General features: G+C 42.4%; 16 protein-coding genes, 10 tRNA genes and 1 pseudogene. 19 read left to right on the top strand and 8 right to left on the bottom strand.

The features are described from left to right. Nucleotides 1–42: 42 nt before the first annotated feature. The 4 genes from ACY3FQ_RS11680 to ACY3FQ_RS11665 all read right to left on the bottom strand — a co-directional run bounded on the left by ACY3FQ_RS11680 (nucleotide 43) and on the right by ACY3FQ_RS11665 (nucleotide 6,805). Entirely contained in the window at nucleotides 43–1,761 is a 1,719-nt protein-coding gene (locus ACY3FQ_RS11680; RefSeq protein ID WP_201950667.1) for a proline--tRNA ligase, read from the bottom strand. A 95-nt stretch (nucleotides 1,762–1,856) separates the two neighbouring features. Next, nucleotides 1,857–4,961 (bottom strand): efflux RND transporter permease subunit, encoded by a 3,105-nt coding sequence (locus ACY3FQ_RS11675; RefSeq protein WP_489774085.1) that lies wholly within the window; start codon nucleotides 4,959–4,961, stop codon nucleotides 1,857–1,859. Between the two features lie 20 nt (nucleotides 4,962–4,981). Then, nucleotides 4,982–6,109 (bottom strand): efflux RND transporter periplasmic adaptor subunit, encoded by a 1,128-nt coding sequence (locus ACY3FQ_RS11670; protein ID WP_201950671.1) that lies wholly within the window; start codon nucleotides 6,107–6,109, stop codon nucleotides 4,982–4,984. Nucleotides 6,110–6,166: 57 nt separating this feature from the next. Beyond that, on the bottom strand, nucleotides 6,167–6,805 hold the full coding sequence (locus tag ACY3FQ_RS11665) for a hypothetical protein (protein WP_010326240.1): 639 nt from the start codon (nucleotides 6,803–6,805) through the stop codon (nucleotides 6,167–6,169). Nucleotides 6,806–7,085: 280 nt separating this feature from the next. Between ACY3FQ_RS11665 and pilG the strand changes: the two genes are divergently transcribed. From pilG to ACY3FQ_RS11635, 6 genes and pseudogenes are all read left to right on the top strand, one after another. Further along, a complete protein-coding gene (gene pilG, locus ACY3FQ_RS11660; protein WP_004694493.1) occupies nucleotides 7,086–7,469 on the top strand; it encodes a twitching motility response regulator PilG in 384 nt (127 codons plus the stop codon). Between the two features lie 30 nt (nucleotides 7,470–7,499). After that, nucleotides 7,500–7,868, top strand: a complete 369-nt coding sequence (locus ACY3FQ_RS11655) for a response regulator (protein ID WP_004694491.1) — start codon at nucleotides 7,500–7,502, stop codon at nucleotides 7,866–7,868. A gap of 5 nt (nucleotides 7,869–7,873) precedes the next feature. Then, nucleotides 7,874–8,410 carry a chemotaxis protein CheW gene (locus ACY3FQ_RS11650; RefSeq protein WP_279691184.1) on the top strand — a complete coding sequence of 179 codons (537 nt, stop codon included), beginning with the start codon at nucleotides 7,874–7,876 and terminating at the stop codon, nucleotides 8,408–8,410. Between the two features lie 50 nt (nucleotides 8,411–8,460). Beyond that, nucleotides 8,461–10,531 (top strand): annotated as a pseudogene (locus ACY3FQ_RS11645) (methyl-accepting chemotaxis protein). A 165-nt stretch (nucleotides 10,532–10,696) separates the two neighbouring features. Beyond that, a complete protein-coding gene (locus tag ACY3FQ_RS11640) occupies nucleotides 10,697–15,175 on the top strand; it encodes a hybrid sensor histidine kinase/response regulator (RefSeq protein WP_201950676.1) in 4,479 nt (1,492 codons plus the stop codon). A 4-nt stretch (nucleotides 15,176–15,179) separates the two neighbouring features. After that, complete coding sequence (locus tag ACY3FQ_RS11635; protein ID WP_201950678.1) at nucleotides 15,180–15,641, top strand: hypothetical protein; 462 nt, start codon at nucleotides 15,180–15,182, stop codon at nucleotides 15,639–15,641. Between the two features lie 59 nt (nucleotides 15,642–15,700). Here the strand turns inward: ACY3FQ_RS11635 and dapE are convergent, their stop codons facing one another. The 3 genes from dapE to ACY3FQ_RS11620 form a co-directional block, all read right to left on the bottom strand. After that, nucleotides 15,701–16,834 (bottom strand): succinyl-diaminopimelate desuccinylase, encoded by a 1,134-nt coding sequence (dapE, locus tag ACY3FQ_RS11630; protein WP_201950693.1) that lies wholly within the window; start codon nucleotides 16,832–16,834, stop codon nucleotides 15,701–15,703. 116 nt (nucleotides 16,835–16,950) lie between these two features. Further along, the gene (locus tag ACY3FQ_RS11625) at nucleotides 16,951–17,097 is read right to left on the bottom strand and encodes an entericidin A/B family lipoprotein (RefSeq protein WP_010326244.1); all 147 of its coding nucleotides are present in this window, start codon (nucleotides 17,095–17,097) and stop codon (nucleotides 16,951–16,953) included. A gap of 157 nt (nucleotides 17,098–17,254) precedes the next feature. Next, nucleotides 17,255–18,133, bottom strand: a complete 879-nt coding sequence (locus ACY3FQ_RS11620) for a DUF1853 family protein (RefSeq protein ID WP_078388414.1) — start codon at nucleotides 18,131–18,133, stop codon at nucleotides 17,255–17,257. 97 nt (nucleotides 18,134–18,230) lie between these two features. Here ACY3FQ_RS11620 and ACY3FQ_RS11615 point away from each other — a divergent pair, with 97 nt between their 5' ends. From ACY3FQ_RS11615 to ACY3FQ_RS11555, 13 genes are all read left to right on the top strand, one after another. Continuing rightward, the gene (locus ACY3FQ_RS11615) at nucleotides 18,231–18,623 is read left to right on the top strand and encodes a YbaN family protein (protein ID WP_058869166.1); all 393 of its coding nucleotides are present in this window, start codon (nucleotides 18,231–18,233) and stop codon (nucleotides 18,621–18,623) included. Next, nucleotides 18,623–19,120 carry a cell wall-recycling L,D-carboxypeptidase ElsL gene (gene elsL, locus ACY3FQ_RS11610; protein WP_010326245.1) on the top strand — a complete coding sequence of 166 codons (498 nt, stop codon included), beginning with the start codon at nucleotides 18,623–18,625 and terminating at the stop codon, nucleotides 19,118–19,120. The genes ACY3FQ_RS11615 and elsL overlap by 1 nt, the downstream gene beginning before the upstream one ends. 312 nt (nucleotides 19,121–19,432) lie before the next feature. Continuing rightward, a tRNA-Val gene (locus ACY3FQ_RS11605) sits at nucleotides 19,433–19,508 on the top strand. A gap of 25 nt (nucleotides 19,509–19,533) precedes the next feature. Then, nucleotides 19,534–19,610, top strand: a tRNA-Asp gene (locus tag ACY3FQ_RS11600). Between the two features lie 49 nt (nucleotides 19,611–19,659). Then, nucleotides 19,660–19,736: transfer RNA gene (locus ACY3FQ_RS11595), tRNA-Asp, on the top strand. A 21-nt stretch (nucleotides 19,737–19,757) separates the two neighbouring features. Beyond that, nucleotides 19,758–19,833, top strand: a tRNA-Val gene (locus ACY3FQ_RS11590). Nucleotides 19,834–19,846: 13 nt separating this feature from the next. Continuing rightward, nucleotides 19,847–19,923, top strand: a tRNA-Asp gene (locus tag ACY3FQ_RS11585). Between the two features lie 68 nt (nucleotides 19,924–19,991). Next, nucleotides 19,992–20,067 (top strand) — tRNA-Val (locus tag ACY3FQ_RS11580). A gap of 11 nt (nucleotides 20,068–20,078) precedes the next feature. After that, a tRNA-Asp gene (locus ACY3FQ_RS11575) sits at nucleotides 20,079–20,155 on the top strand. A 63-nt stretch (nucleotides 20,156–20,218) separates the two neighbouring features. Continuing rightward, nucleotides 20,219–20,294, top strand: a tRNA-Val gene (locus ACY3FQ_RS11570). A gap of 50 nt (nucleotides 20,295–20,344) precedes the next feature. After that, a tRNA-Asp gene (locus ACY3FQ_RS11565) sits at nucleotides 20,345–20,421 on the top strand. Nucleotides 20,422–20,509: 88 nt separating this feature from the next. Then, nucleotides 20,510–20,585, top strand: a tRNA-Val gene (locus tag ACY3FQ_RS11560). 85 nt (nucleotides 20,586–20,670) lie between these two features. Beyond that, entirely contained in the window at nucleotides 20,671–21,132 is a 462-nt protein-coding gene (locus ACY3FQ_RS11555) for a DUF2750 domain-containing protein (RefSeq protein ID WP_004981136.1), read from the top strand. Nucleotides 21,133–21,149: 17 nt separating this feature from the next. Here ACY3FQ_RS11555 and ACY3FQ_RS11550 read toward each other — a convergent pair. After that, nucleotides 21,150–21,857: YdcF family protein (locus ACY3FQ_RS11550; RefSeq protein WP_489774082.1), on the bottom strand; the 708-nt coding region annotated here is incomplete at its 5' end.

The raw sequence follows: 21,857 nt of genomic DNA, 5'->3' as shown, positions 1-21,857 counted from the left end.
AAAATCCCGCGATATACGCGGGATTTTTTAATCTAAAATGAATTATTTTGCAATTTTCGCCAATAACTCTTCTTTAGAAATGTTTACAGATTCAGCATCACGACGGCCTTTATATTCAAAAGTACCTGCATCCAAGCCTTTCTCACCAATCACAATACGGTGAGGAATACCTGTAAGCTCAAGGTCTGAGAATTTCACGCCTGGACGTTCGTTACGATCATCCAGTAAAACATCATAACCTGCTGCCGTAAGTTCAACGTACAGTGCTTCAGCTGCTTCCAAAGTGCGTGGAGACTTATGTGCATTCATCGGCACAATGGCAACTTCAAACGGTGCAATTGCCATAGGCCAAATAATGCCTTTTTCGTCAAAGTTTTGCTCAATTGCAGAGGCAACTACACGTGTTACACCAATACCGTAACAACCCATGGTTACCGTAAATGGTTTACCATCTTCACCTAGGACTTTACAGCCCAAAGCTTCTGAGTATTTTTGACCGAGTTGGAAAATATGCCCCACTTCGATACCACGTTTAATTTGCAGCGTACCTTTACCGTCTGGAGATGGATCACCCTCAACCACATTACGTAAGTCATAAACTTCGGTGAACTGTGCATCACGTTCCCAGTTTAGACCAGTCACGTGTTTATCAACCTCATTTGCACCCGCAACAAAGTCAGACAGTACTGATGCAGCACGGTCGACAATGACCGTTAAGCCTTTTTCTACCAAGCCTTGTGGTCCACAGAAACCAGCGGTTAAACCCAGTGCAGCAAGTTGTTCTTCTGTTGCAAAAGTTAATGGTGATGCAATGCGCGGATGCTTCTCGGCTTTAATTTCATTTAGCTCATGATCGCCACGTAAGAACAATGCCACTACCGGTGTTGCTTGGCCTTCTTCGGCTGCAATACCTTGCACTAACAAGGCTTTTACAGAGTGTGCAGGATCAGATTTTAAGAAGTTAGAGACATCTGCAATGGTTTTTTGATTTGGTGTATCGACCACTTCTAAAGCTTTGGTTGGCGCTGCACGTTCACCGACTAAAATGGCCTCAGCCATTTCAATATTTGCCGCATAGTCAGATTCAGTCGAGAAGGCGATATCATCTTCACCACTTGATGCTAACACGTGGAATTCATGTGAGCCTGAACCACCAATTGAACCTGTATCGGCTTGTACTGGACGGAAATCTAAACCTAAACGGCTAAAGATTTTGCAGTACGCGCCGTACATGATGTCATAGGTTTCTTGCAGTGATTCTTGGTTTGCGTGGAAAGAATAAGCATCTTTCATAATAAATTCACGTGAACGCATTACACCGAAACGTGGACGAATTTCATCACGGAATTTGGTTTGTACTTGATAGAAGTTTGCAGGCAATTGTTTATAGCTTTTGAGTTCATTGCGCGCAAGATCGGTAATGACTTCTTCGTGGGTAGGACCAAGTACGAAAGGGTTGCCATGGCGGTCTTTGAAACGAAGCAATTCAGGGCCGTATTGGACATAGCGACCAGATTCTTCCCATAAAGACGCTGGCTGAGTTACGGGCATCAGGACTTCTAGTGAACCCGCATTGTTCATTTCTTCATGAACGATCGCTGCAACTTTATTTAATACGCGAACGCCCATCGGCAGCCAAGTATATAAACCTGAAGCCAATTTACGAATCATCCCAGCACGTAGCATTAGTTGATGTGAAATCACTTCTGCGTCATTTGGGGTTTCTCTTAACGTTGCAAATAAAAAGCGACTCGCGCGCATGGAAACTGTCCTAAAATTTTAAACTTTGAAAGTCAAAGATTATACGATAAAAAATGAGGAGGCATGTCGACACCACCTCAGAAAAATGTCGATTATTATGACATGATTTTACGTACTTGACGCAGCATAAAGTTCTTAAAGTCATCTAAATAGGTGAAGATCACAGGAACCACCACTAAGGTCAGCAGTGTCGATGTAATGACACCGCCGATCACTGCATGTGCCATCGGTGCGCTTTGTTCACCTCCTTCACCTAGTCCTAAAGCCAGATGTACCATGCCCATTACCATAGCGCTAGTAGTCATCAAAATAGGTCGTAAGCGTGTTTTACCCGCATTAATAATCGCTTGATAACGATCAACGCCGTGATCCATGGTTTTTTTAATGAAATCGATCAATAGAATTGCATTCTTGGTCACCAGACCCATCAACATGATAATACCGATAATAGAAAACAAGTTCATGGTGGAGTTAAATAAGAAGAGCGCTAAAAACACCCCAATCAATGATAGTGGCAGGGAAGCCATAATCGCCGCAGGGTGAATAAAACTATTAAACTGCGAACCTAGCACAATATAAATAAACACAATCGATAAGGTGATTGCGGTCATGGCATAACCTGCAGATTCAGCCATGTCTTTGTTTGAACCTTGCGTGTCAAAGCTATAACCTGCTGGAAGGTCAAAGTTGTCTTCAATTTTTTTAATATCGGCGCCAATATCGCCTGCAGGGCGACCTGCGGTGTTGGCTTCGACTAAAACCTCCCGTGCTAGATCGCGACGATTAATCTGCGATGCCCCCAGACTTTGCTCTAAATGCGCAACGCTAGAAAGGGGAATCAATAAAGCTTGACCATTGGCATCCGTTTTTTGCGATGTGAGGTAAAGGTTTTGTACATCACTAGGTAAGCTACGCGCATTTTCAGTTAAGCGCAGGTTAACGTCATAGGTTTCGCCTTTGTCATCTTGCCATGTGGTGACATCATCCCCTGCAATCAGTGGGCGAATGACATTGGCAATTTGGTTGACCGATAGGCCCAAATCGCTGGCTAAGACCCGATTAATATGCACGCCTAAAGTCGGTTTAGGGGCTTTAAGTGAGCTTTCTAAGTCGACAATGCCTTTGACTTGCGCAATTTCTGTCATAAAGCGGTCTGATATCTTCTGGAGTTCGGCTAAGTCTGGACCTTTGATGGAAATCATCACGGGTTTTTGTCCGCCCGATACCGTTTCATCTGCGGAGGCAATTGAGGTCACAGTAATGCCACCTACTTGTTGTAGGCGTTGGCGGAACTCATTGTTTAAGTCGGTTAAGCTTTTCTTACGCTCTGTGCGTGGCGTAACGGTTACGCGAATACTGACATGGTTTTTACCACGATCCGTAACGCCATTAATCACCGCATAAGTTGCTCGAACGTCAGGGTGCTGCTGAATAATTTTATCGACTTGCAGCAGTTTGGCTTGTGAATATTCCAAAGAGGCGTCGACAGGTGTTTCGAACTTAATCCGAATCTCACCTATATCTGGAACAGGGACAAACTCTGTTCCAATTAGTTTAGATAAGCCTAATGCACCGAATAGCGAAGCCACAGCAATCATGAGGGTGATGAATCGGAAGCGCAGAGCAAGCTTGAGTAATTTCTCATAGTCATGGCTGAGATTATCTAGTTTGCCAGAAATCCAATTAAAGAAATGTTTGACTCGATTGGGTGGTTTATGTGGATTATGCTGTTCAGCCCAATGTGCAGATAGCATTGGATCTAAAGTAAAGCTGACAAACATGGAGATCAGCACAGCAGTACTGACGGTTACGCCAAACTGATAGAAAAAGCGACCGATAATACCGCCCATAAATGCCACAGGTAAAAACACCGCAACAATGGTTAAGGTGGTGGCTAAAACAGCGAGTCCAATTTCTTTGGTGCCATCAAGGGCTGCTGTGACAGGGTCTTTGCCCATGTCTGCATGTCGCACAATATTTTCACGGACCACAATCGCATCATCAATCAGTAGACCAATACTGAGTGATAATGCCAGTAAGGTCATCATGTTGATGCTAAAGCCAAAGATCCAAATAAACGTCAGAGTGCCAAGGAGAGCAATTGGTAACGTCATGCCTGTAATGGCGGTGGAACGGAACGAGCCTAAAAACAGCAGGACAATCAAAACGGCAAGTGCTGCACCTTCAATAATTGTACGTGCAACATCGGTGATGCTGTTACGAATGCCTTTGGATGAATCTACCACCACTTTTGCTGTGGTGCCTTCAGGCAACTGTTTTTCGATATCTGCTAAGGTCTCATAAGCACCATCGACTACATCAATCACATTTGAATCGGAACTGCGTAAAATATCAATCGCAACCGCGGTTTTACCATCTAAATAGGCACTTGACTCAAGTTCGGCTTGGCTGTCTGAAATGCTTGCAACTTGACGTAAATAAATCGGTACACCATTTTTATTGGCAATCACCAAATCGCCGAAGGCTAAAGGATGAATCACTTTAGACTTAATTTCGACCACAAGTTCACTGTTACCATGTTTCAACGTTCCACCCGGAACCTCGACATTTTCAGCTTTTAGCGTGTTGATGATCTGGTCAATACCAATCCCAAAACTTTGTAATTTGTGGGGTTCAATCTGTATGCGAATTTGTCGCTTGGCATCACCCAATAAGTTGACTATCCCTACACCAGAAACGGTTCTAAACTGTGGAACGATGCGCTGATCCAAATAAGAACTGAGCTCTTTTAGTGACATGTTTTGTGATTCAAATACAATTGACATCACGGCATTGGCAGAAGGGTCGTAACGTTCAACAATTGGGTCTTGAATTTCGTCTCGAAACTCAGCGGTGACCGGTGCAATTTTATCACGGACATCTTGCGCGGCTATAGCGGAAGAAACATCGAGATCAAATTCAGCAATAATGGTCGACAAGCCTTCGCTAGATTGAGAGATGACCTGTTTTAAACCTGAAATAGTATTGATTTGATCTTCCATTTTCTTGGTGATTTCAGACTCAACTGTTTCAGGCGATGCCCCTGGATAAGTGGTATAAACCACCACGAAGGGGAAATCGACATCAGGAAACTCCTCAACTCCCATTCTTTGCCAAGAGGCTAAGCCTAAAACCATCAGACAGAACATCATCATGATGGTAAAAACAGGATATTTCACACTAATACGGGTTAACCACATAGCAACAACCTTTTCTTATTTTATGGATTGATTGTCACCATTTGATGCAAATCTTTTTCATTAAACGTTATACGACTGATGCGGTCGCCGGTTTGTAGTCCCTGTACCACAGCGCTGTTATTGCTATAGTGTTGTTCCAATACTTTTATATGAACACGTTCAATTTTATTGTGGCGAATCACCCAAACATAAGGTGAGTTTTGTATATCCTGAATGGTATCAAGCGGGATAATTTGCCCTGAGATGGACTGTGAACCAAGGAGATCCCCCTCTACAAAGGTTCCAATACTTAATGAGTTAATACTTTCATTTGGCTGAGCAAAAAACTCAATTTGACGGCTTGCGGGGTCAGCAATTGGGGAAATACGAATAAGTTTGGCTGTCAGTTTTTGGGGATTGCCTTGCAGCCGATATTCAATTTTTTCTCCCAAACTTAAAGCTGCTTGTCGATCACTTGGAATTTTGGCCTGTATTTCTAAATGACTCGGGTCAATGATTTCAAATAGGGTTTGTCCTGCGGATACTGTTTGTCCAGGTTCTACCTGACGTTGAGTAATAAACCCTGAAATCGGGCTTACAATAGTGCCATCGCGATCTGCTTTTTCGGCTATATCGACATTGGCTTGTTGTGCGCGAACACTTTCTAATTGAGCTTGATAGTCTACAAGGCTTTGTTCATATTCCACTTTAGAAATAAAGCCCTGATCGAGTAAACGTTTTTTCCTTTGAACCATGCTTTTTGCAAGATTGGCTTGGGCTAGGGTTGATGCAAGATTGGCTTGAGCTTGGGCAAGACGCGCAGCATTATCTTGATTATTCAATCGAACCAGCACTTGCCCTTTTTGAACGGCTTGTCCAACTTGAGCGGAGACGGCGGTTGCTGTCGCTGTCACTTGAGCCTGAATGGAACTTTGATTGACGGTGCGAATAGTACCAGTAAAGGATGTACGTTGGATAGAAGGCCCTTCTTGGAACTGGACTAAGTCTTCTGCTATCAGCTCGATTTTAGCTGTAGACGAAGTAGGAGCTGTGGCCTCGTCTTGTTTTTGGCAGGCAGAGAGGAGTAAGCACAAACACAGCGGACTGAGTTTTAAAATAGGGAGCACTTGGCGGCTTAATTTGTTTTTTATACGTAGTGCAGCCTGCATTGAGTCAAATCCTTTGGTCTAGCGGCGAAAGTCAGCACACTGTAAATAAGACGCAGATTATTCAAGTGTTTTTAAACGAGCAATAATTCTGTCGTATTCAGCCTTGGTATTACGATAGTGACTTTGTAACGATTGTATTTGCTCTTTTTTCATCACAATATTTTTGGAATTATAATCAATCATATCTTGGAGCGGTTTCGGATTGCTTTTGCCTTTACGCATGTTCTCTTTTTCTTGGCGTAAGAATCCAATACGGTCATTCTGTAATTGTTTTAATTCATCTTGCTGGAACTTAATCTGTTTTAAAATATAGGAAAGGGCAGTATTGCGTTTTTGAGTGGCGACTTGGCTGCTGGTATAAGCGCGTTTTAATTTAAGATCTGACTCGCGTTGCTTGGCTGCTGCTGCACGTTGCGGCGCATATTGCGCATCTTTTTCTGCGTTGTATGGACGAGCCCGTTGAATCACTTGCATGTTGCTATCGAGTGCTTCATAACCATAACGAATATGGTTGGGGGTGACACTACTACTGACGTTCGCGATGCCTTTACTGTCGTAATATCGATACCAGACCGCTTTAGGTGGATCGGCCATAATCGAGATGGTCTGCAAACTTAGCAAAGCCAGCAAAATGACTTTCGCAGTCATCCTTTTTTTCACGATCAAAGCAAGTTTGTGATTAAACTCCCTAAGCATCGATACCCCCAGTTTAAAGTTGACTAAATTACTTATTTACAAGCAATAAATAGTGCTATATTAGTCCTAAATTTAGGAATAAAAAATATAATCAGTCAAAAAAAAATCGACGGGTATAGGAAAGTGTGAAGCCGTTCTTAAAAAGAAGATGAAGTGTGGTTTTATGCGGAAACTGTTCGTTGAAAATATAAGTAAATATATGTTAAAAGTGTACGTAACTTGTAAAGCGTCTACGAATCTGTTTCTACAAACATTCTAAAAATGGGAAGGGTCATATTAAATGGACGATAAATTCCAGAATCTAAAAGTAATGGTCATTGATGATTCAAAAACCATTCGTCGCACAGCTGAAACATTATTGCAACGTGAAGGTTGTGAAGTGGTGACTGCAGTCGATGGTTTTGACGCATTGTCAAAAATTGCTCAAGCCAATCCTGATATCGTATTTGTCGACATTATGATGCCACGACTAGATGGTTATCAAACGTGTGCATTAATCAAAAATTCACAAAATTATCAAAATATTCCTGTCGTAATGCTCTCTAGCAAAGATGGTCTATTTGACCAAGCCAAAGGGCGTGTTGTCGGTTCAGATGAATATTTAACAAAGCCGTTTAGTAAAGATGAATTATTAAATGCGATTCGTAATCACGTTTCAGCATAAATAATATAAGTGTAATTGGGGGAAAAAATTATGGCGCGTATTTTAATTGTGGATGACTCACCTACAGAGACATTCCGCTTTAAAGAAATTTTGGGGAAACACGGTTTTGAAGTGATTGAAGCGTCGAATGGTGCCGATGGTGTAACCATGGCTCAAGCTGAACTTCCTGATCTTGTTTTGATGGATGTGGTGATGCCAGGCGTTAATGGCTTTCAAGCAACCCGTCAAATTGCGCGTGGCGCAACAACAAAACACATTCCCGTAGTGATCGTCAGTACTAAAGATCAGGCTACAGACCGTGTATGGGGTAAGCGTCAAGGTGCGTGTGATTATTTAACCAAGCCTGTTGATGAAAACCAACTGATTGATGTGATTAAGCAACACCTGAACGCAGGATAAGCTCTATGGCAGCAAATGGATTTATCGAATTACTTCGACTTGCTAAACGTGGTAATAAAAACTACGTTTCAAACGAAAATGAGGTAAACCGCTGGTCGGGCATTGCTTTTGAGATGATGGGGCAATATTTCGTTGCGCCATTAGGTGAAGTTGCAGAGGTGATTTATCCTCCAAAATATACCTTAGTGCCAAATACTCAACCTTGGGTTGTGGGTTTGGCCAATATTCGGGGACGTTTACTTTCTGTTGCTGATTTAGCGCACTATGTATCAGGGCATCGCAGTGCGTATTCACCAACTCAAAAAGTACTCTGTATTAGTCACAATGACCACTATGTCGGTTTAGTTGTAGATCAGGTTCTGGGGATTCAGCACTTTAATAAGAAAAGTTTCTTTTCTAAACATCAAGATTTAGATCGGAATTTAAAAGAATATTGCCAAGGGTATTTTCACCAACACAACCAACAATGGCATGTTTTCTTATTCAGTCGCTTATTAGACAATCCAAAGTATATGAACGCATCTATAAAATTTATAAATTAATATCATTGTCGCGCGCGAAATTATAAGGGCGTAAATCGGGGAGAAGCTGCATGGGCTTTAAACTTAAAAAGAAAAATACGGATGGAAGCAGTAACCGCTCAGGTGGAAATGCTTTAGTAGCAAAACTTCAATCACAGACGGAACAGTTTTCACGTGTATTTGGTGATAGTGAAAAGTCCAAGCCATTAATTTTGGGTGCGGCATTTTGTATCGTACTGGCAATTTTCTTACTGTTGTACCTATTCTATAGTGTACCTCGAAATAACGAATTCACCCGTAGCTTGGGTGATTTACGTCTTTTATCACAAACGATTTCGCGTCAGGCAACTGAAGCAACAGCATCAGGTACCCCAGAAGCCATTAAAAAACTGACAGAATCACAAGTCTTTTGCTGAAAATTTAGAAACAGTAAAAGATATTCACGCGAGCACAGACGCACTGCGTGAAGTAGATGCACAGTGGAAAAAAGTTTCTGAAAATATTGATTTAATTGCTTCACAACAAAAAATCATTAACCAACTCTACGATACCAACATTGCGATTAGTGAAAGTATTCCGGGGATTCAGGCCGAATACAACTTAATGGTTGACCAAATGGCACGTCAAAATGTGCCAGCTAACCAAGTCGTAATTGCAAAAAACCAAGTATTCATTGCGGAACGTATTTTACGTTCAATTGGTTCGGTATTAACCGGTTCAGACAACTCGCGTGAATCTGCGGATGACTTTAGCTCAGATACAGAAACCTTCGCGTCATACTTAAACGCACAGTTAAATGGCAGTGCGGATTTAGGTGTAGAGCGTATTAATGACCCTGAAATGCGTGACTCTTTAACCAGTATTCAATCTGAATATGATGATGTACTGAAGTCAGCAGCAGCAACCGTCTTAAAGAACTCATCACAAATCGTTAAAGTACGCCAAGCGTCATCATCGATTTTTGAACAGTCGGATGCTTTGTTAAGCAATTTGAACAAATTGTCAGGTGGTACAGGTTTAGCGATTGCAATTCCTGCCTTAGGTCTAATTCTAGCCCTGATTGCTTTCTTATTCTGCGTATTTAAATTACTCGTACTTCGTGGCGAATCTGATAAAAAACGTGTATCTCGTCTACAAGATGAATATGACCGTAACCAAAACGCGATTTTACGTTTACTGGATGAAATTGCCGATCTTGCAGATGGTGACTTACGTTCATATGCAACGGTATCTGAAGACTTCACGGGTGCAATTGCCGACTCGATTAACTTCGCAATTGACCAATTACGTGACCTTGTATCGCGTATTACTGAAACCTCTCAAGAGGTTGCACAATATACGGCAAGTACGCAGGGGATTACCAACCAGTTAGCCGAGGCATCTGAACACCAAGCGCAAGAAATTGCGGGTGCATCTGCCGCGATTAACGAAATGGCAATGTCAATTGACCAAGTATCTTCAAACGCTGAAGAATCAGCGGTGGTAGCAGAACGTTCAGTAAAAATTGCTGCAAATGGCGCGAACGTTGTAAACCGTTCAATTGAAGGTATGGATATCATTCGTGAGCAGATTCAAGAAACCTCTAAACGTATTAAACGTTTGGGTGAATCTTCGCAAGAAATTGGTAACATCGTTGCCTTGATTAACGATATTGCCGACCAAACGAACATCTTGGCTTTAAACGCAGCGATCCAAGCATCGATGGCAGGTGAAGCAGGTCGTGGTTTCGCCGTGGTTGCAGATGAAGTACAGCGTCTTGCAGAGCGTTCAGCTTCAGCAACCAAGCAGATTGAAACACTGGTAAAAACTATTCAGACCGACACCAACGAAGCTGTAATTTCGATGGAACAAACCACGTCTGAGGTTGTACGCGGTGCGAACTTATCTAAGGATGCGGGTGTTGCATTGGATGAGATTCAAAACGTATCAGGTAATTTGGCGAAATTGATTGCAAACATTTCGGATGCAGCAAAGCTACAGTCAGCGTCTGCAGGTCATATTGCCACTACGATGAACGTCGTACAAGAAATTACCTCACAAACCACCACTGCGACGTTCGATACAGCACGTTCAGTCTCTGAACTTGCGAACATGGCGGAAGCGTTACGTGAGTCTGTAACAGACTTTAAACTGCCTGATTAAGCGCTTGCTTTGGGGGAGGTATGCTGCTCATCGCTTGAGTAGCATACCAAAATCAGGATACACATCAACTCAATTAGCTTGAGCCAAAAGGCTGGTTTGGGATGATGGTTATAATGAAGTTTATGCACCTTTTTTGGGTAGCTGACAACGCAAGAAGCCTTAGCTATGAAAGAAATATTAAAACATTTAGTTGAAACGACAACGCTTCCGGAAGATAGTTATCTAGATCAAGATGCAGAAATTCTTGAAATTTTTGTTGAAGAAATTGAAGAAATCTTCGTTGAGTTAGATCCATTATTTGAAAAGTGGTACGCTGAACCGACCCATCAAGAAACCTTGTTGAGCATACGTCGTCACTTCCATACCTTAAAAGGCTCTGGTCGTATGGTGGGGGCAAAGTCAGCAGGTGAAACAGCATGGGCGGTTGAAGATACCTTAAATCGTGTGATTTCAGGGGCTGTGCCGCTCACGGCAACGGTTCAAAAGTTTGCTAAAACGGTATTCAAACTGTATCAATTTAAACTGTATTCGATATTTAAAGCGGTGCAGGAAATTGATCTTGATCTTCGTCCACTGGTTTTAATTGGACAACAATTACAACAAAATCAAAGTTTAGAACCGGCGCTAGAAGAGTTGCTACAACTGTCTAATCATCTAAATAGTAATGATGTCGTGACGGGATTAGAGTTGATCGATATCGATGTGGTTGACTCTGAGCCACAAGTTGCAGCTGCTTCTGAACAGGATGATCAAGTGCATGATGTCCTTGAAGAAACTTTAGCGATCTTCATTGAAGAAGCGGAAGACCATTTAGCGACTATCGATCGGTTCTTAAATGCAGATGAAGCCAAAGTACAAGATTACAATGGTTTAATCCGTGCTTTACATACATTGCGCGGTAGTTCGTCTATGGCGCAAATTGAGCATGTCTTTAATGCCAGCTCAAAAGTCGAAAATCTATTTAAAACCTTGGTTCAAGAAGAGATCGTTTCTACCTCGAAGGAAATCTCGTTACTCACCCAATATGCTGAATTTGTACGTGACTATTTACACGTGCTTGGGCGTGGTACGAACGAACAGCTTGACGTGATTTACGCCACGTTCACTACGGCTTGGGATAACTATGGTTTCAGTATTGAAGACGTAGCTGATGAGCTAAACCCACAAGGTATGGTCTCGAAGCTGATCGAGTTAAATATTGATCTGCTGCTTGATGCCGAGTTTGAGTTTGATCAGCGTGCTAAGGTTGAATATCCAGACTATATCCAGCACTTAGGTGAACAAGCAAAACAATTGCTGGAATTCACCAATAACCGTGCTGCTCAAGGAATTCATGATTTTACTTCTGAGCTATATGCGGGTTATCAAGCCTTACTGGAAAAGCCAGAATTACTCAATGTAGACTATGCATATGAGTTATTTGGTCAGGCACATCAAGAATTTATCCATTTATTTGACACTTTAGCTGCGGGTCAGCGTGTCATTCTGACTGAAGAAGTGCATAAAGTTCTGAATGAATTAATGGCCTTCGTACAGCAAGATGTTGAATCGACTTCGACGACGGTAATTGAACCTGTTGCTGAGGCTATTGTTTCTGGAAATACTTTACAACCAAGCCTTGATCTTGCGCAGATTTCGCAGCAAATTGCATCGGATCATCAGTACCAGCAATCTAATACGGCCAATACCGATTTTGATGATGATTTGCTTGATATCTTCTTGGAAGAAGCCGAAGAATTATTGATGGGGATGGATCAGGATCTCAATACTTGGTCTAAAAATGGCAATGATACCGCAGCGCTCAATAATTTAATGCGTTATTTGCACACCTTAAAAGGTGGTGCCAATATGATTTCTGCACCTTTTATTGGTTCGATTGCACACGAATTAGAGTCTATTTATGAACGTGTGATTCGTCAGCAAATAGCCACAACGCCACAGTTGATCAGCATTATTCGCTTAGTACAGGATGACGTCGCAGACCGAATTCAGGTTATTCGTACTGAGAAGGTTGATTATCCAGCAACAGCGACCATTAAGGTACTGCATAACATTCAGAGCTTAGTTGAGGGTACGACTGTTACAACTACAGTATCCGAGCCTTTAGTTGAAGCGTTTGTTGCGGCAGTTGAAGAACCTTTATCTAATATAGATAGAACGATTGAAGCTGAGGCAGCTGCGGTTGAGTCAGCAACTGCGATTGAAGAGCCGAGTGTAGTTGATAACACTGACGTTACTGTCGTTGAACAGCTGGATACTCCGTCACCTGTCCAAGAAGAAGCAGTCAACGCTGTTGAAGAAGCAGCTAGTCTTTTATCAATTGTTGAAGAAACCTTCTTGGAAGAAGCTGAAGAAATTTTAGCGACTACGGATGGCTTACTGAAACAGTGGACTGAACAACGTAGTGACCGTAGTGTGTTACTACAATTGCAACGTGCTGCGCACAGCTTAAAAGGCGGCGCGCGTATGGCGGAGAATGAACCCGTTGGTGCGATTGCTTATGAACTAGAAACCACATTTGAGCAATTTGCTGTACATAATTTCAGTTCAAACGTGTATGACCCATTATTGCAAACTGCATTTGAATGGTTAAAACAAGCCATCTTCAAACGTGATTTCAGTAATTATGATGGTTTGAAAAATAGCTTAGCATCTATTGATTATGTGGATGTGATTGCGCAATTACCGACGCGTGTAACTCAAATTGATTTACTCAATGCGGTACCAAGTTTTGAGTTTGTGCAGGGTGATGGTACGGAGCCGCCAGCAATGCTGGGTGAGTGGAAAGAAACGACTCACTTGGATGGCGGTAATGAGATGATCCGTATCTCAGCTGATTTGGTTGAAAAAATGATCGACCTGTCAGGTGAAAATGCGATTAACCGTTCGCGTATCGAGATGGACTTAGGTCAGCTCGGCAATACGTTGAACGAGATGGAGCTTGCAATTAAGCGTTTGGCGGATCAGTTACGTCGAATGGAAGGCGAGCTTGAGAGTCAAATTATTGCGAAGCATGGTTCTGAAAACTCGCGCTACGCAGACTTTGACCCCTTGGAAATGGACCAATATTCATCGCTAAATCAATTGTCTAAATCCTTAGCCGAATCAGCTTCGGATTTGGTCGACTTCAAGAGCACTTTGGCTGAGAAAATTCGTGATGCGGAAGGCTTGTTATTACAACAATCCCGTATTCAAGCGGAGATTCAAGAAAGCTTAATGCGGACACGTTTGGTACCGTTCTCACGTATGCTGCCTCGTTTGCAACGTATTGTACGTCAGACCGCCTCAACCTTGAACCGTCCGACAGAACTGGTCGTCCATAACACCGAAGGTGAATTGGATCGTACGATTCTTGAACGTTTGGTTACACCGTTTGAGCATATGCTACGTAACGCAATCGACCACGGTATTGAAGATGCGGAACAACGTGGCGCTGCGAAAAAATCAGCGACAGGTCAAATTGAACTGAACATTAGTCGTCAAGGTACAGATGTTATCGTCAGCTTTAAAGATGATGGTAAGGGTATTGATGAAAGCACGATTAAAGCGAAAGCGCTAAATTTAGGTTTAATTAAAGCCGATCAAGTACTAGATAAACAGGAAATTTTACAGTTTATTTTCCATCCAGGTTTTAGTACGGCCAAAGAAGTGACGCAAATTTCTGGACGTGGTGTTGGTCTTGATGTGGTGCAAAGTGAAATTAAAGCACTGGGTGGACATGTCACGGTTGAATCGGAAATTGGATTCGGCACAACCTTCATTATTCGCGTACCGACTACGGTGGCGGTGAATGATGCCCTGATGGTGAAAGCCGGTGATCAACAATATGCGATTCCATTGGCGCAGATTGATCGTATTGTGCGTATTGCTCCAACAGCACTGGATCACTATTTCCACAGCAAGGATGACCAATTCAAAATTGATGGCGTGAGTTATAAGCTGCGCTATTTATCTGAGTTTTTATCCAATCAGCCGATTCCGCGTTTGAGTAATATTGGACATTCATTGCCAGTGCTATTGATTAAAGGCAATAGTGGACAAACCATTGCATTGTTGGTCGATCAGCTGATTGGTTCACGTGCGCAAATTGTAGTGAAGCCAGTTGGACAACAGTTTGCTAGCATTGGTGCAATTGCTGGTGCAACGATTTTGGGTGATGGCCATGTGTGTTTGATTTTAGATGGTCAGAACATTGCACGTCAGATTTTAAGTACCAAGCGTGTGACGCATGCAGCTGATCACCGTGACTTTGGTCGCCATCAGGATACACGTCGTTTAGTGATGATTGTGGATGACTCGGTCACGGTTCGTAAGGTCACATCGCGCTTATTAGAGCGCCAAGGCTTTGATATTGTGACTGCTAAAGACGGTGTCGATGCGATGGAGCAGCTTGAGAGCGTTAAACCAGACTTGATGTTACTGGATATTGAAATGCCACGTATGGATGGTTTCGAAGTGACGAACTTGGTTCGTCACCACGAAATTCACCAGAACTTGCCGATTATTATGATTACATCGCGTACGGGTGAAAAACACCGTGAACGTGCTTTCAGCTTGGGCGTGACACACTACATGGGCAAACCATTCCAAGAGGCAGAATTACTTGCCAACATTCAGCAGTTATTGGCTGAAAAGCAGGGGTAAATAAATGAATGCAAATGTTTCAAAGAGCATGAATGAGCAAATCAGTCAGCAAGAATTGCAATATCTGATTACAGTATCAACGGGTTTTATTGATGCTTATATCATTGAATGTCATGGTAAAAAACCCATGCTCTTGCCTCAAAATATTGTACTTTCAGCGCTCGATAGTGATACGCAAGTGAAAACGGTGGAATGGCACGATCTTCATCTGCCTGTTTATGCCATCAACCGTCCTGACCAAATGGAAGGGGTGGCGCTGGTGATTGAAGGGGATGATGCTTCTCAGCGCTTTGCTTTGATGTGTAATGAAATGCCGAAGTCGATTCGTTTACGTATTTCTGAAATTGTTGATGATGAAAGTCCTGTGAATGATCCCACTATTTTCCAGCTAGTGCGTATGGGGGATGAGACTTACCACATACCGAATTTAAATAAAATTCAGGCGAGTTTAGGTCTTTCTACTTAAGTTTGAATGCAATAAAAAAGGAACTCAATTGAGTTCCTTTTTTATATGGGTTTGTACGCTTATGCCAAAAGGCCTTCTAAAATTTGTTCGTAAATTTCAGCAAGCGGTTCAAGATCAGCCACATTCACATGCTCATCAATTTGATGGATGCTGGCATTGAGAACACCAAGTTCAAGTACTTGAGCACCTGTAGGAGCAATAAAGCGACCATCAGATGTTCCGCCTGAGGTTGAAAGCTCAGTTTCTACACCAGTCACATTACGAATAGCATTTTTAGCCGCATTCACCAACTCACCCACTGGTGTTAGGAATGGTAAGCCTGAATGTGTCCATTTAATGTCGTAGACTAAACCATGACGATCCAAAATTTCTAAAACACGTGCTTTTAATTCTTCAGCGGTCAATTCAGTTGAATAACGGAAATTGAAAGTCATGGTCATGGTACCTGGGACGACATTGGTTGCCCCTGTGCCAGCTTGAATATTGGACACTTGGAACGAGGTTGCAGGGAAGTATTCGTTGCCTTGATCCCAAACTGTATCACAAAGTTCAGCAACGGCTTTAGACGCCATGTGAATCGGGTTAATAGCCAAATGTGGATAAGCCACGTGACCTTGTTTTCCTTTCACTGTCAGTACTGCATTGAGTGAACCACGACGACCATTTTTAACAATATCACCCAATTGATGGGTACTTGAAGGTTCACCTACCAAACACCACTTCATTTTTTCATTACGGGCTTCGAGTGTTTCGATCACTTTGACTGTGCCATTGATCGATGGACCTTCTTCATCTGAGGTGATGAGGAAGGCGATTGAGCCTTTATGATTTGGGTGTTTTGCAACAAAGCGCTCAGAAGCAACCACCATTGCAGCCAAGGCAGTTTTCATGTCTGCGCTGCCACGACCATAAAGCTTGCCATCACGAATTTCAGGGGCAAATGGGTCTGAGTTCCAAGCATCTAAATTACCTGTAGGAACGACATCGGTATGACCCGCAAAGCAGAATACAGGTGCTTCAGTACCTTTTCGTGCCCATAGATTATCAACATCATCAAAGCGCATAGACTCAATGTTGAAACCAATTTTTTTTAAGCGTTCAGCCATAATATTTTGACAGTTGTGGTCCACAGGTGTAACCGATGGCTGACGTAAAAGTTGGAGGCTTAAATCGAGAGTAGCAGAAGAGGTCATGCGCATTTCAAAGTCAATAAAACAGTCGGCACTATAATAGGCGATTAATCTCTGGAATGCGAAACTTAGCAATAAAAAAACCTTATCTATTGATAAGGTTTTTATGCAAATATTAACTACTTGCGGATTTCATCTTGGGTTTTTTCAGCGGTATGTGATACAGCATTACCTGCTGAAGAGACATCTTTACCCATACCTTTGACGGTATTACAGCCTGTTAAAACAAAAAGCATCACTAGTGAACTTAAAACAATTTTTTTCATCGCTGTCTCCAAAATTTTTAGTGTATTCATCAAATGATTTTGTTCTGATGTTGTTTAAGATTAAAAAATAAACACTTTAAACAATAGCATCGTTTTACAGGAGATGAGTAAGCGTATGTTGCGTTATGTATTTTTGTATAAACTAACTTCTGCAAAATCAAGTTAAAATCAAATTTGGATTTCGGTACATATAAAACTGATTGTTTTGATTTTGTAAGTACAGGCCATTGGTCCACCAATGTGCATTTTCGCTGCTGACTTCCGCATTTGGGCAAATCCACTCTTGACGCTGTAGGCGATAGTAATTTAAGTCGGTCGTTGGAATGATGTTACCCCAAGTACCTAGTCGACGGTCAGGATTGAGCCAATTGGGAAGGGAGTATTGATTTAAAGCATCAACTGCCGTGAAACCATTTGTTAGAGGGAGAAAGAGTTGCCCCTTTAAAACGGAAAAGCGCGTCTGAATGTCTGTGTCTAAAGCTTGCTGGAATTGAAACTGTTTATGGGTAAAGTGTTTTAGTTTTCGGTTTAAAGTATCGGTACGATTCAACCCATACCATGTGGTTAAGCTCAGATCTGTTTCACCCAAATAATATTTCAACGCGACTTCCCAATGCTCGATTTGATTGGTTTCGGTATTTTTAATTAAAAAGTCCAGCTCACCTGTAGTCCGTGCCCCATCAATGATTTGAATACTATGCCCCAATAATTCATATGCATGATAGCGATGATCCCGTAACCAAAACCACATGAACATTTCAAAGCGTAGACCTAGACGGGTACTTTTCAACTGAGCCATAAAGTCTTCAAGTTCTTTAGGGCCTTGATCGAGCTGTTTAAGGCGAGGTAAATAGGTTTGAAAGTGCTGTTGCCAGATCTGTGAGGGATGAAAATGAAAAGTATGTTGTATATCGAGCTCTGATGGCAACGCAGACAAAATGTTTGGACTTGCTACAGCAAAAGCTAACTGGCGAACCAATGGATGTTTGAATTGGAGCCAAGGTTCGAACAACTGATGCTGTGAAATGAGATGCATGTGAGTGCCTTAAAAAAGAAGCTAAATATGCAGAAGGACAACGGATAAAATTAAAAAACACTTTATACTACCGCAATTCGGTGCTCAGGAAAGTGGTATGAAAACGTTGTTTTGGCGTTGTTTAGTGGTGATCTTTGTCATCCTAGGCTTTATCGGTGCACTGTTGCCGGGTATGCCAACAACTGTTTTTCTGATCTTGGCAGCTTGGGCTGCATCTAAAGGTTGGCCACAAATGGATGCTTGGTTACTCAACCATCCTAAATATGGTGCAACGTTAAGAGCATGGCGTGCCAATGGAACTGTACCACGTAAAGCGAAATGGTTTGCCAGTATCATGATGTTGATCAGTGGAATGATCATGCTACTGACCAATGCACCATTTTTAGTGAAATTATTTACCAATACCACCATGCTGCTTGTCGCAATATGGTTATGGTTACGCCCAGAACCCAATATATCAATAGATAAAAAACAAATAGAGGACAACTGATGTCTTATGTAATTGCTGATGCAGACGTCTTGATTGATCTGGCTGAACAAACTTTAACGCTGCCTAAAAAGAATAAATTTTATCTGATCTCATCGGGAAAAAATGGCATGGGTGAAACTGAAAATAGTGGTAAAACGCCGCGAGGTTGGCATCTGGTTGCTGAAAAGCATGGTGCTGAGCAACCGCAAAATGCCGTTTTTATTGCTCGAAAGCCTACTGGGGAAGTATACGACACCGATTTAGCCAACCAGTTTCCTGAACGGGACTGGATTTTGTCTCGGATTTTATGGCTGAGTGGTTTAGAAGAGGGCTTCAATCGTGGGGAAGGCTGCGATACCTATCAACGTTATATCTATATTCATGGAACACCTGATAGCGAACCAATGGGGATGCCGATGTCGCATGGCTGTATTCGTATGCGTAATACGGATGTCATAGAGTTATTTGAACTAATTGATTGCAATGCACTGGTTTATATTTCCGAACATAAACTTTAAATCTAAAAATAGCTGTTAAAAAATATGCAAGCTTATTTTATTGAGTATTCAACGCTGTAATTTAAAATATGAATATTGAGTAGAAGAAGGGGATTAATCATAGAAAAAGTGTATTTTGAGGAAAATAAATTTAGCGAATAATCATTTTAATTTTCGCAAATATGTTAAATAACATACAGAAAATACTTGTTTTTATACCATTTGACCTATTTTTTAATCACTCGATTGCAAAAAAGTGAAAACAAGCCGAAAAGCGTTTGACAGCCTGTAAAGATTCTCTATAATGCACCTCACAAACGATAAAGACGTTAAGGGCGCTTAGCTCAGTTGGTAGAGCGTCTGCCTTACAAGCAGAATGTCGGCGGTTCGATCCCGTCAGCGCCCACCAAGCCTTTACGTTAAAGATCTTACGTGCAGCGGTAGTTCAGTTGGTTAGAATACCGGCCTGTCACGCCGGGGGTCGCGGGTTCGAGCCCCGTCCGCTGCGCCACTTAAGATTTTTAATATTGTTTGTACCACATTAGTGACTTTGTGTAAGTGCAGCGGTAGTTCAGTTGGTTAGAATACCGGCCTGTCACGCCGGGGGTCGCGGGTTCGAGCCCCGTCCGCTGCGCCATTTATACAGAATCCTTAATGAGGGCGCTTAGCTCAGTTGGTAGAGCGTCTGCCTTACAAGCAGAATGTCGGCGGTTCGATCCCGTCAGCGCCCACCAGATTTTTTGCGATGCAGCGGTAGTTCAGTTGGTTAGAATACCGGCCTGTCACGCCGGGGGTCGCGGGTTCGAGCCCCGTCCGCTGCGCCATTCAAAGAATCGATTAAACTTAAGTTCCTGAGCTTGAGTTTAAAAACTAAGACTGACAATCTTAATCAGGGCGCTTAGCTCAGTTGGTAGAGCGTCTGCCTTACAAGCAGAATGTCGGCGGTTCGATCCCGTCAGCGCCCACCATATTTTACGACGCAGCGGTAGTTCAGTTGGTTAGAATACCGGCCTGTCACGCCGGGGGTCGCGGGTTCGAGCCCCGTCCGCTGCGCCATTTAAAATATAAATTTAAGTCCCTGAGCTTAAATTTGAAAACTAAGATTGACAATCTTAATCAGGGCGCTTAGCTCAGTTGGTAGAGCGTCTGCCTTACAAGCAGAATGTCGGCGGTTCGATCCCGTCAGCGCCCACCATATTCAAGCTGTAAAGCTTAATGACCCTAATTGCATTCGCAATTACCGTTGCAGCGGTAGTTCAGTTGGTTAGAATACCGGCCTGTCACGCCGGGGGTCGCGGGTTCGAGCCCCGTCCGCTGCGCCATTTTCTAGATCCCTTGTGCTAGTAAATGGAATCAAGCAAGATATCTTTCTTGCATCATAAAAATAGCGACGCTATTTTTATTTCTCAAGGGCGCTTAGCTCAGTTGGTAGAGCGTCTGCCTTACAAGCAGAATGTCGGCGGTTCGATCCCGTCAGCGCCCACCATATTCCCTTATCGTAAAAGCCTTGCTTATCTCAAGCTGTTTTCATACACTTCTGTGCAATAATAATTTTAAAATATGACAGATTTATGAGAAACCCATATCAACGCAAAGCTGCGTCTAAAAATCAAAATATTGCTTACGATCCTCTTGAAATCTATCGTCTTTTTATCGAAACTATCGTGCATCAAGGCCATGTTATTGCCTTATATCAAGATGGCTGGGCTTTATGTGCCACGCCAACCGGTCAACGTTCCTTTGCGATGTGGCAGAGTAAAGGTTTAGCACAGCTTTTGGTGAAAGATAATTGGGCGGGCTACGAAATCCAGAGTATTGGTCTTAGCGATTTAGTCGAAAAAGTGATTCCATTCTTACGTGCAGAAAAAACCACGGTCTCGATGAATTTAAGCCCCGAAGGGCAAAATGTCTTGGTTGCTCCAGAAAAATTATTATTAGATATCAAAAACTATTTATATCAATTTTCAATGCAGAAGCCTGAATTATTTAAACAATTACAATTACCATCGCCACGGACAATTCGCCTCCATTAATTCATGAGGATTTCATTTTAGTATTCATTGAGTAGCCAACCACTCCAATATGCAAAATACTCACGTAACCATGCATTATAGCGAGTGGCAAGAGGTGTCTGAGCGCTGATCATGATAGGCGTTTGATAACCCTGACGTATGGCTATAGCACGACTACGGGGGATATGAAAATCGCTGGTCACAATAGCAATCGGTTGCTGTAGGGAAATATGCTGCTTGGCTAAAATCTTTTTACTATTGATCAGATTTAACTCGGTACTGGTGCTTTGATCTTCGGTGTAAATACGCTGTGCTGGGATATGGTGTACATCAATCAGATACTGCCGCATTGCTTCAGCTTCACTATTTTTTTGCTGAAAAGATAGGCCACCACTGACGACCATAATGCTGTTGGGATGTAGCTTGGCATAGTTTGCCGCTTGATCTAAACGGCTGGCCAATGTTGGACTCGGTTTTCCATGCTTCAGACCACTGCCAAGAACTACAATAGCGGGTGCAGCGACATGAGGGGTATTTTGTTGATTTGAAAAGCCTAAAAAGACGAAGAAAATGACTAAGCTAAAAACCCAAACAAAGAAAATCGCCCAAGCCCAACGCCATATTGATTGTCTGATTGTATTGCTTTGAATATAGGCGATAAGTTTAGGATAAGCCAGTGCATAAATGATCAGACCTAGTCCAATCAATAAGGGCAGGAGCGTGCCAAAATTAAAGCGTAGTTGTAA

The organism is Acinetobacter sp. AB03, from assembly GCF_058107045.1.
Note: the sequence above shows the minus strand (reverse complement) of the source record. Positions and strands in the feature narration are given on the sequence as shown.

Bases quoted from the DNA above. Each gene is read 5' to 3' on its own strand.
- ACY3FQ_RS11680 (WP_201950667.1), bottom strand. From the start codon at position 1,761: ATGCGCGCGAGTCGCTTTTTATTTGCAACGTTAAGAGAAACCCCAAAT.
- ACY3FQ_RS11675 (WP_489774085.1), bottom strand. From the start codon at position 4,961: ATGTGGTTAACCCGTATTAGTGTGAAATATCCTGTTTTTACCATCATG.
- ACY3FQ_RS11670 (WP_201950671.1), bottom strand. From the start codon at position 6,109: ATGCAGGCTGCACTACGTATAAAAAACAAATTAAGCCGCCAAGTGCTC.
- ACY3FQ_RS11665 (WP_010326240.1), bottom strand. From the start codon at position 6,805: ATGCTTAGGGAGTTTAATCACAAACTTGCTTTGATCGTGAAAAAAAGG.
- pilG (WP_004694493.1), top strand. From the start codon at position 7,086: ATGGACGATAAATTCCAGAATCTAAAAGTAATGGTCATTGATGATTCA.
- ACY3FQ_RS11655 (WP_004694491.1), top strand. From the start codon at position 7,500: ATGGCGCGTATTTTAATTGTGGATGACTCACCTACAGAGACATTCCGC.
- ACY3FQ_RS11650 (WP_279691184.1), top strand. From the start codon at position 7,874: ATGGCAGCAAATGGATTTATCGAATTACTTCGACTTGCTAAACGTGGT.
- ACY3FQ_RS11640 (WP_201950676.1), top strand. From the start codon at position 10,697: ATGAAAGAAATATTAAAACATTTAGTTGAAACGACAACGCTTCCGGAA.
- ACY3FQ_RS11635 (WP_201950678.1), top strand. From the start codon at position 15,180: ATGAATGCAAATGTTTCAAAGAGCATGAATGAGCAAATCAGTCAGCAA.
- dapE (WP_201950693.1), bottom strand. From the start codon at position 16,834: ATGACCTCTTCTGCTACTCTCGATTTAAGCCTCCAACTTTTACGTCAG.
- ACY3FQ_RS11625 (WP_010326244.1), bottom strand. From the start codon at position 17,097: ATGAAAAAAATTGTTTTAAGTTCACTAGTGATGCTTTTTGTTTTAACA.
- ACY3FQ_RS11620 (WP_078388414.1), bottom strand. From the start codon at position 18,133: ATGCATCTCATTTCACAGCATCAGTTGTTCGAACCTTGGCTCCAATTC.
- ACY3FQ_RS11615 (WP_058869166.1), top strand. From the start codon at position 18,231: ATGAAAACGTTGTTTTGGCGTTGTTTAGTGGTGATCTTTGTCATCCTA.
- elsL (WP_010326245.1), top strand. From the start codon at position 18,623: ATGTCTTATGTAATTGCTGATGCAGACGTCTTGATTGATCTGGCTGAA.
- ACY3FQ_RS11555 (WP_004981136.1), top strand. From the start codon at position 20,671: ATGAGAAACCCATATCAACGCAAAGCTGCGTCTAAAAATCAAAATATT.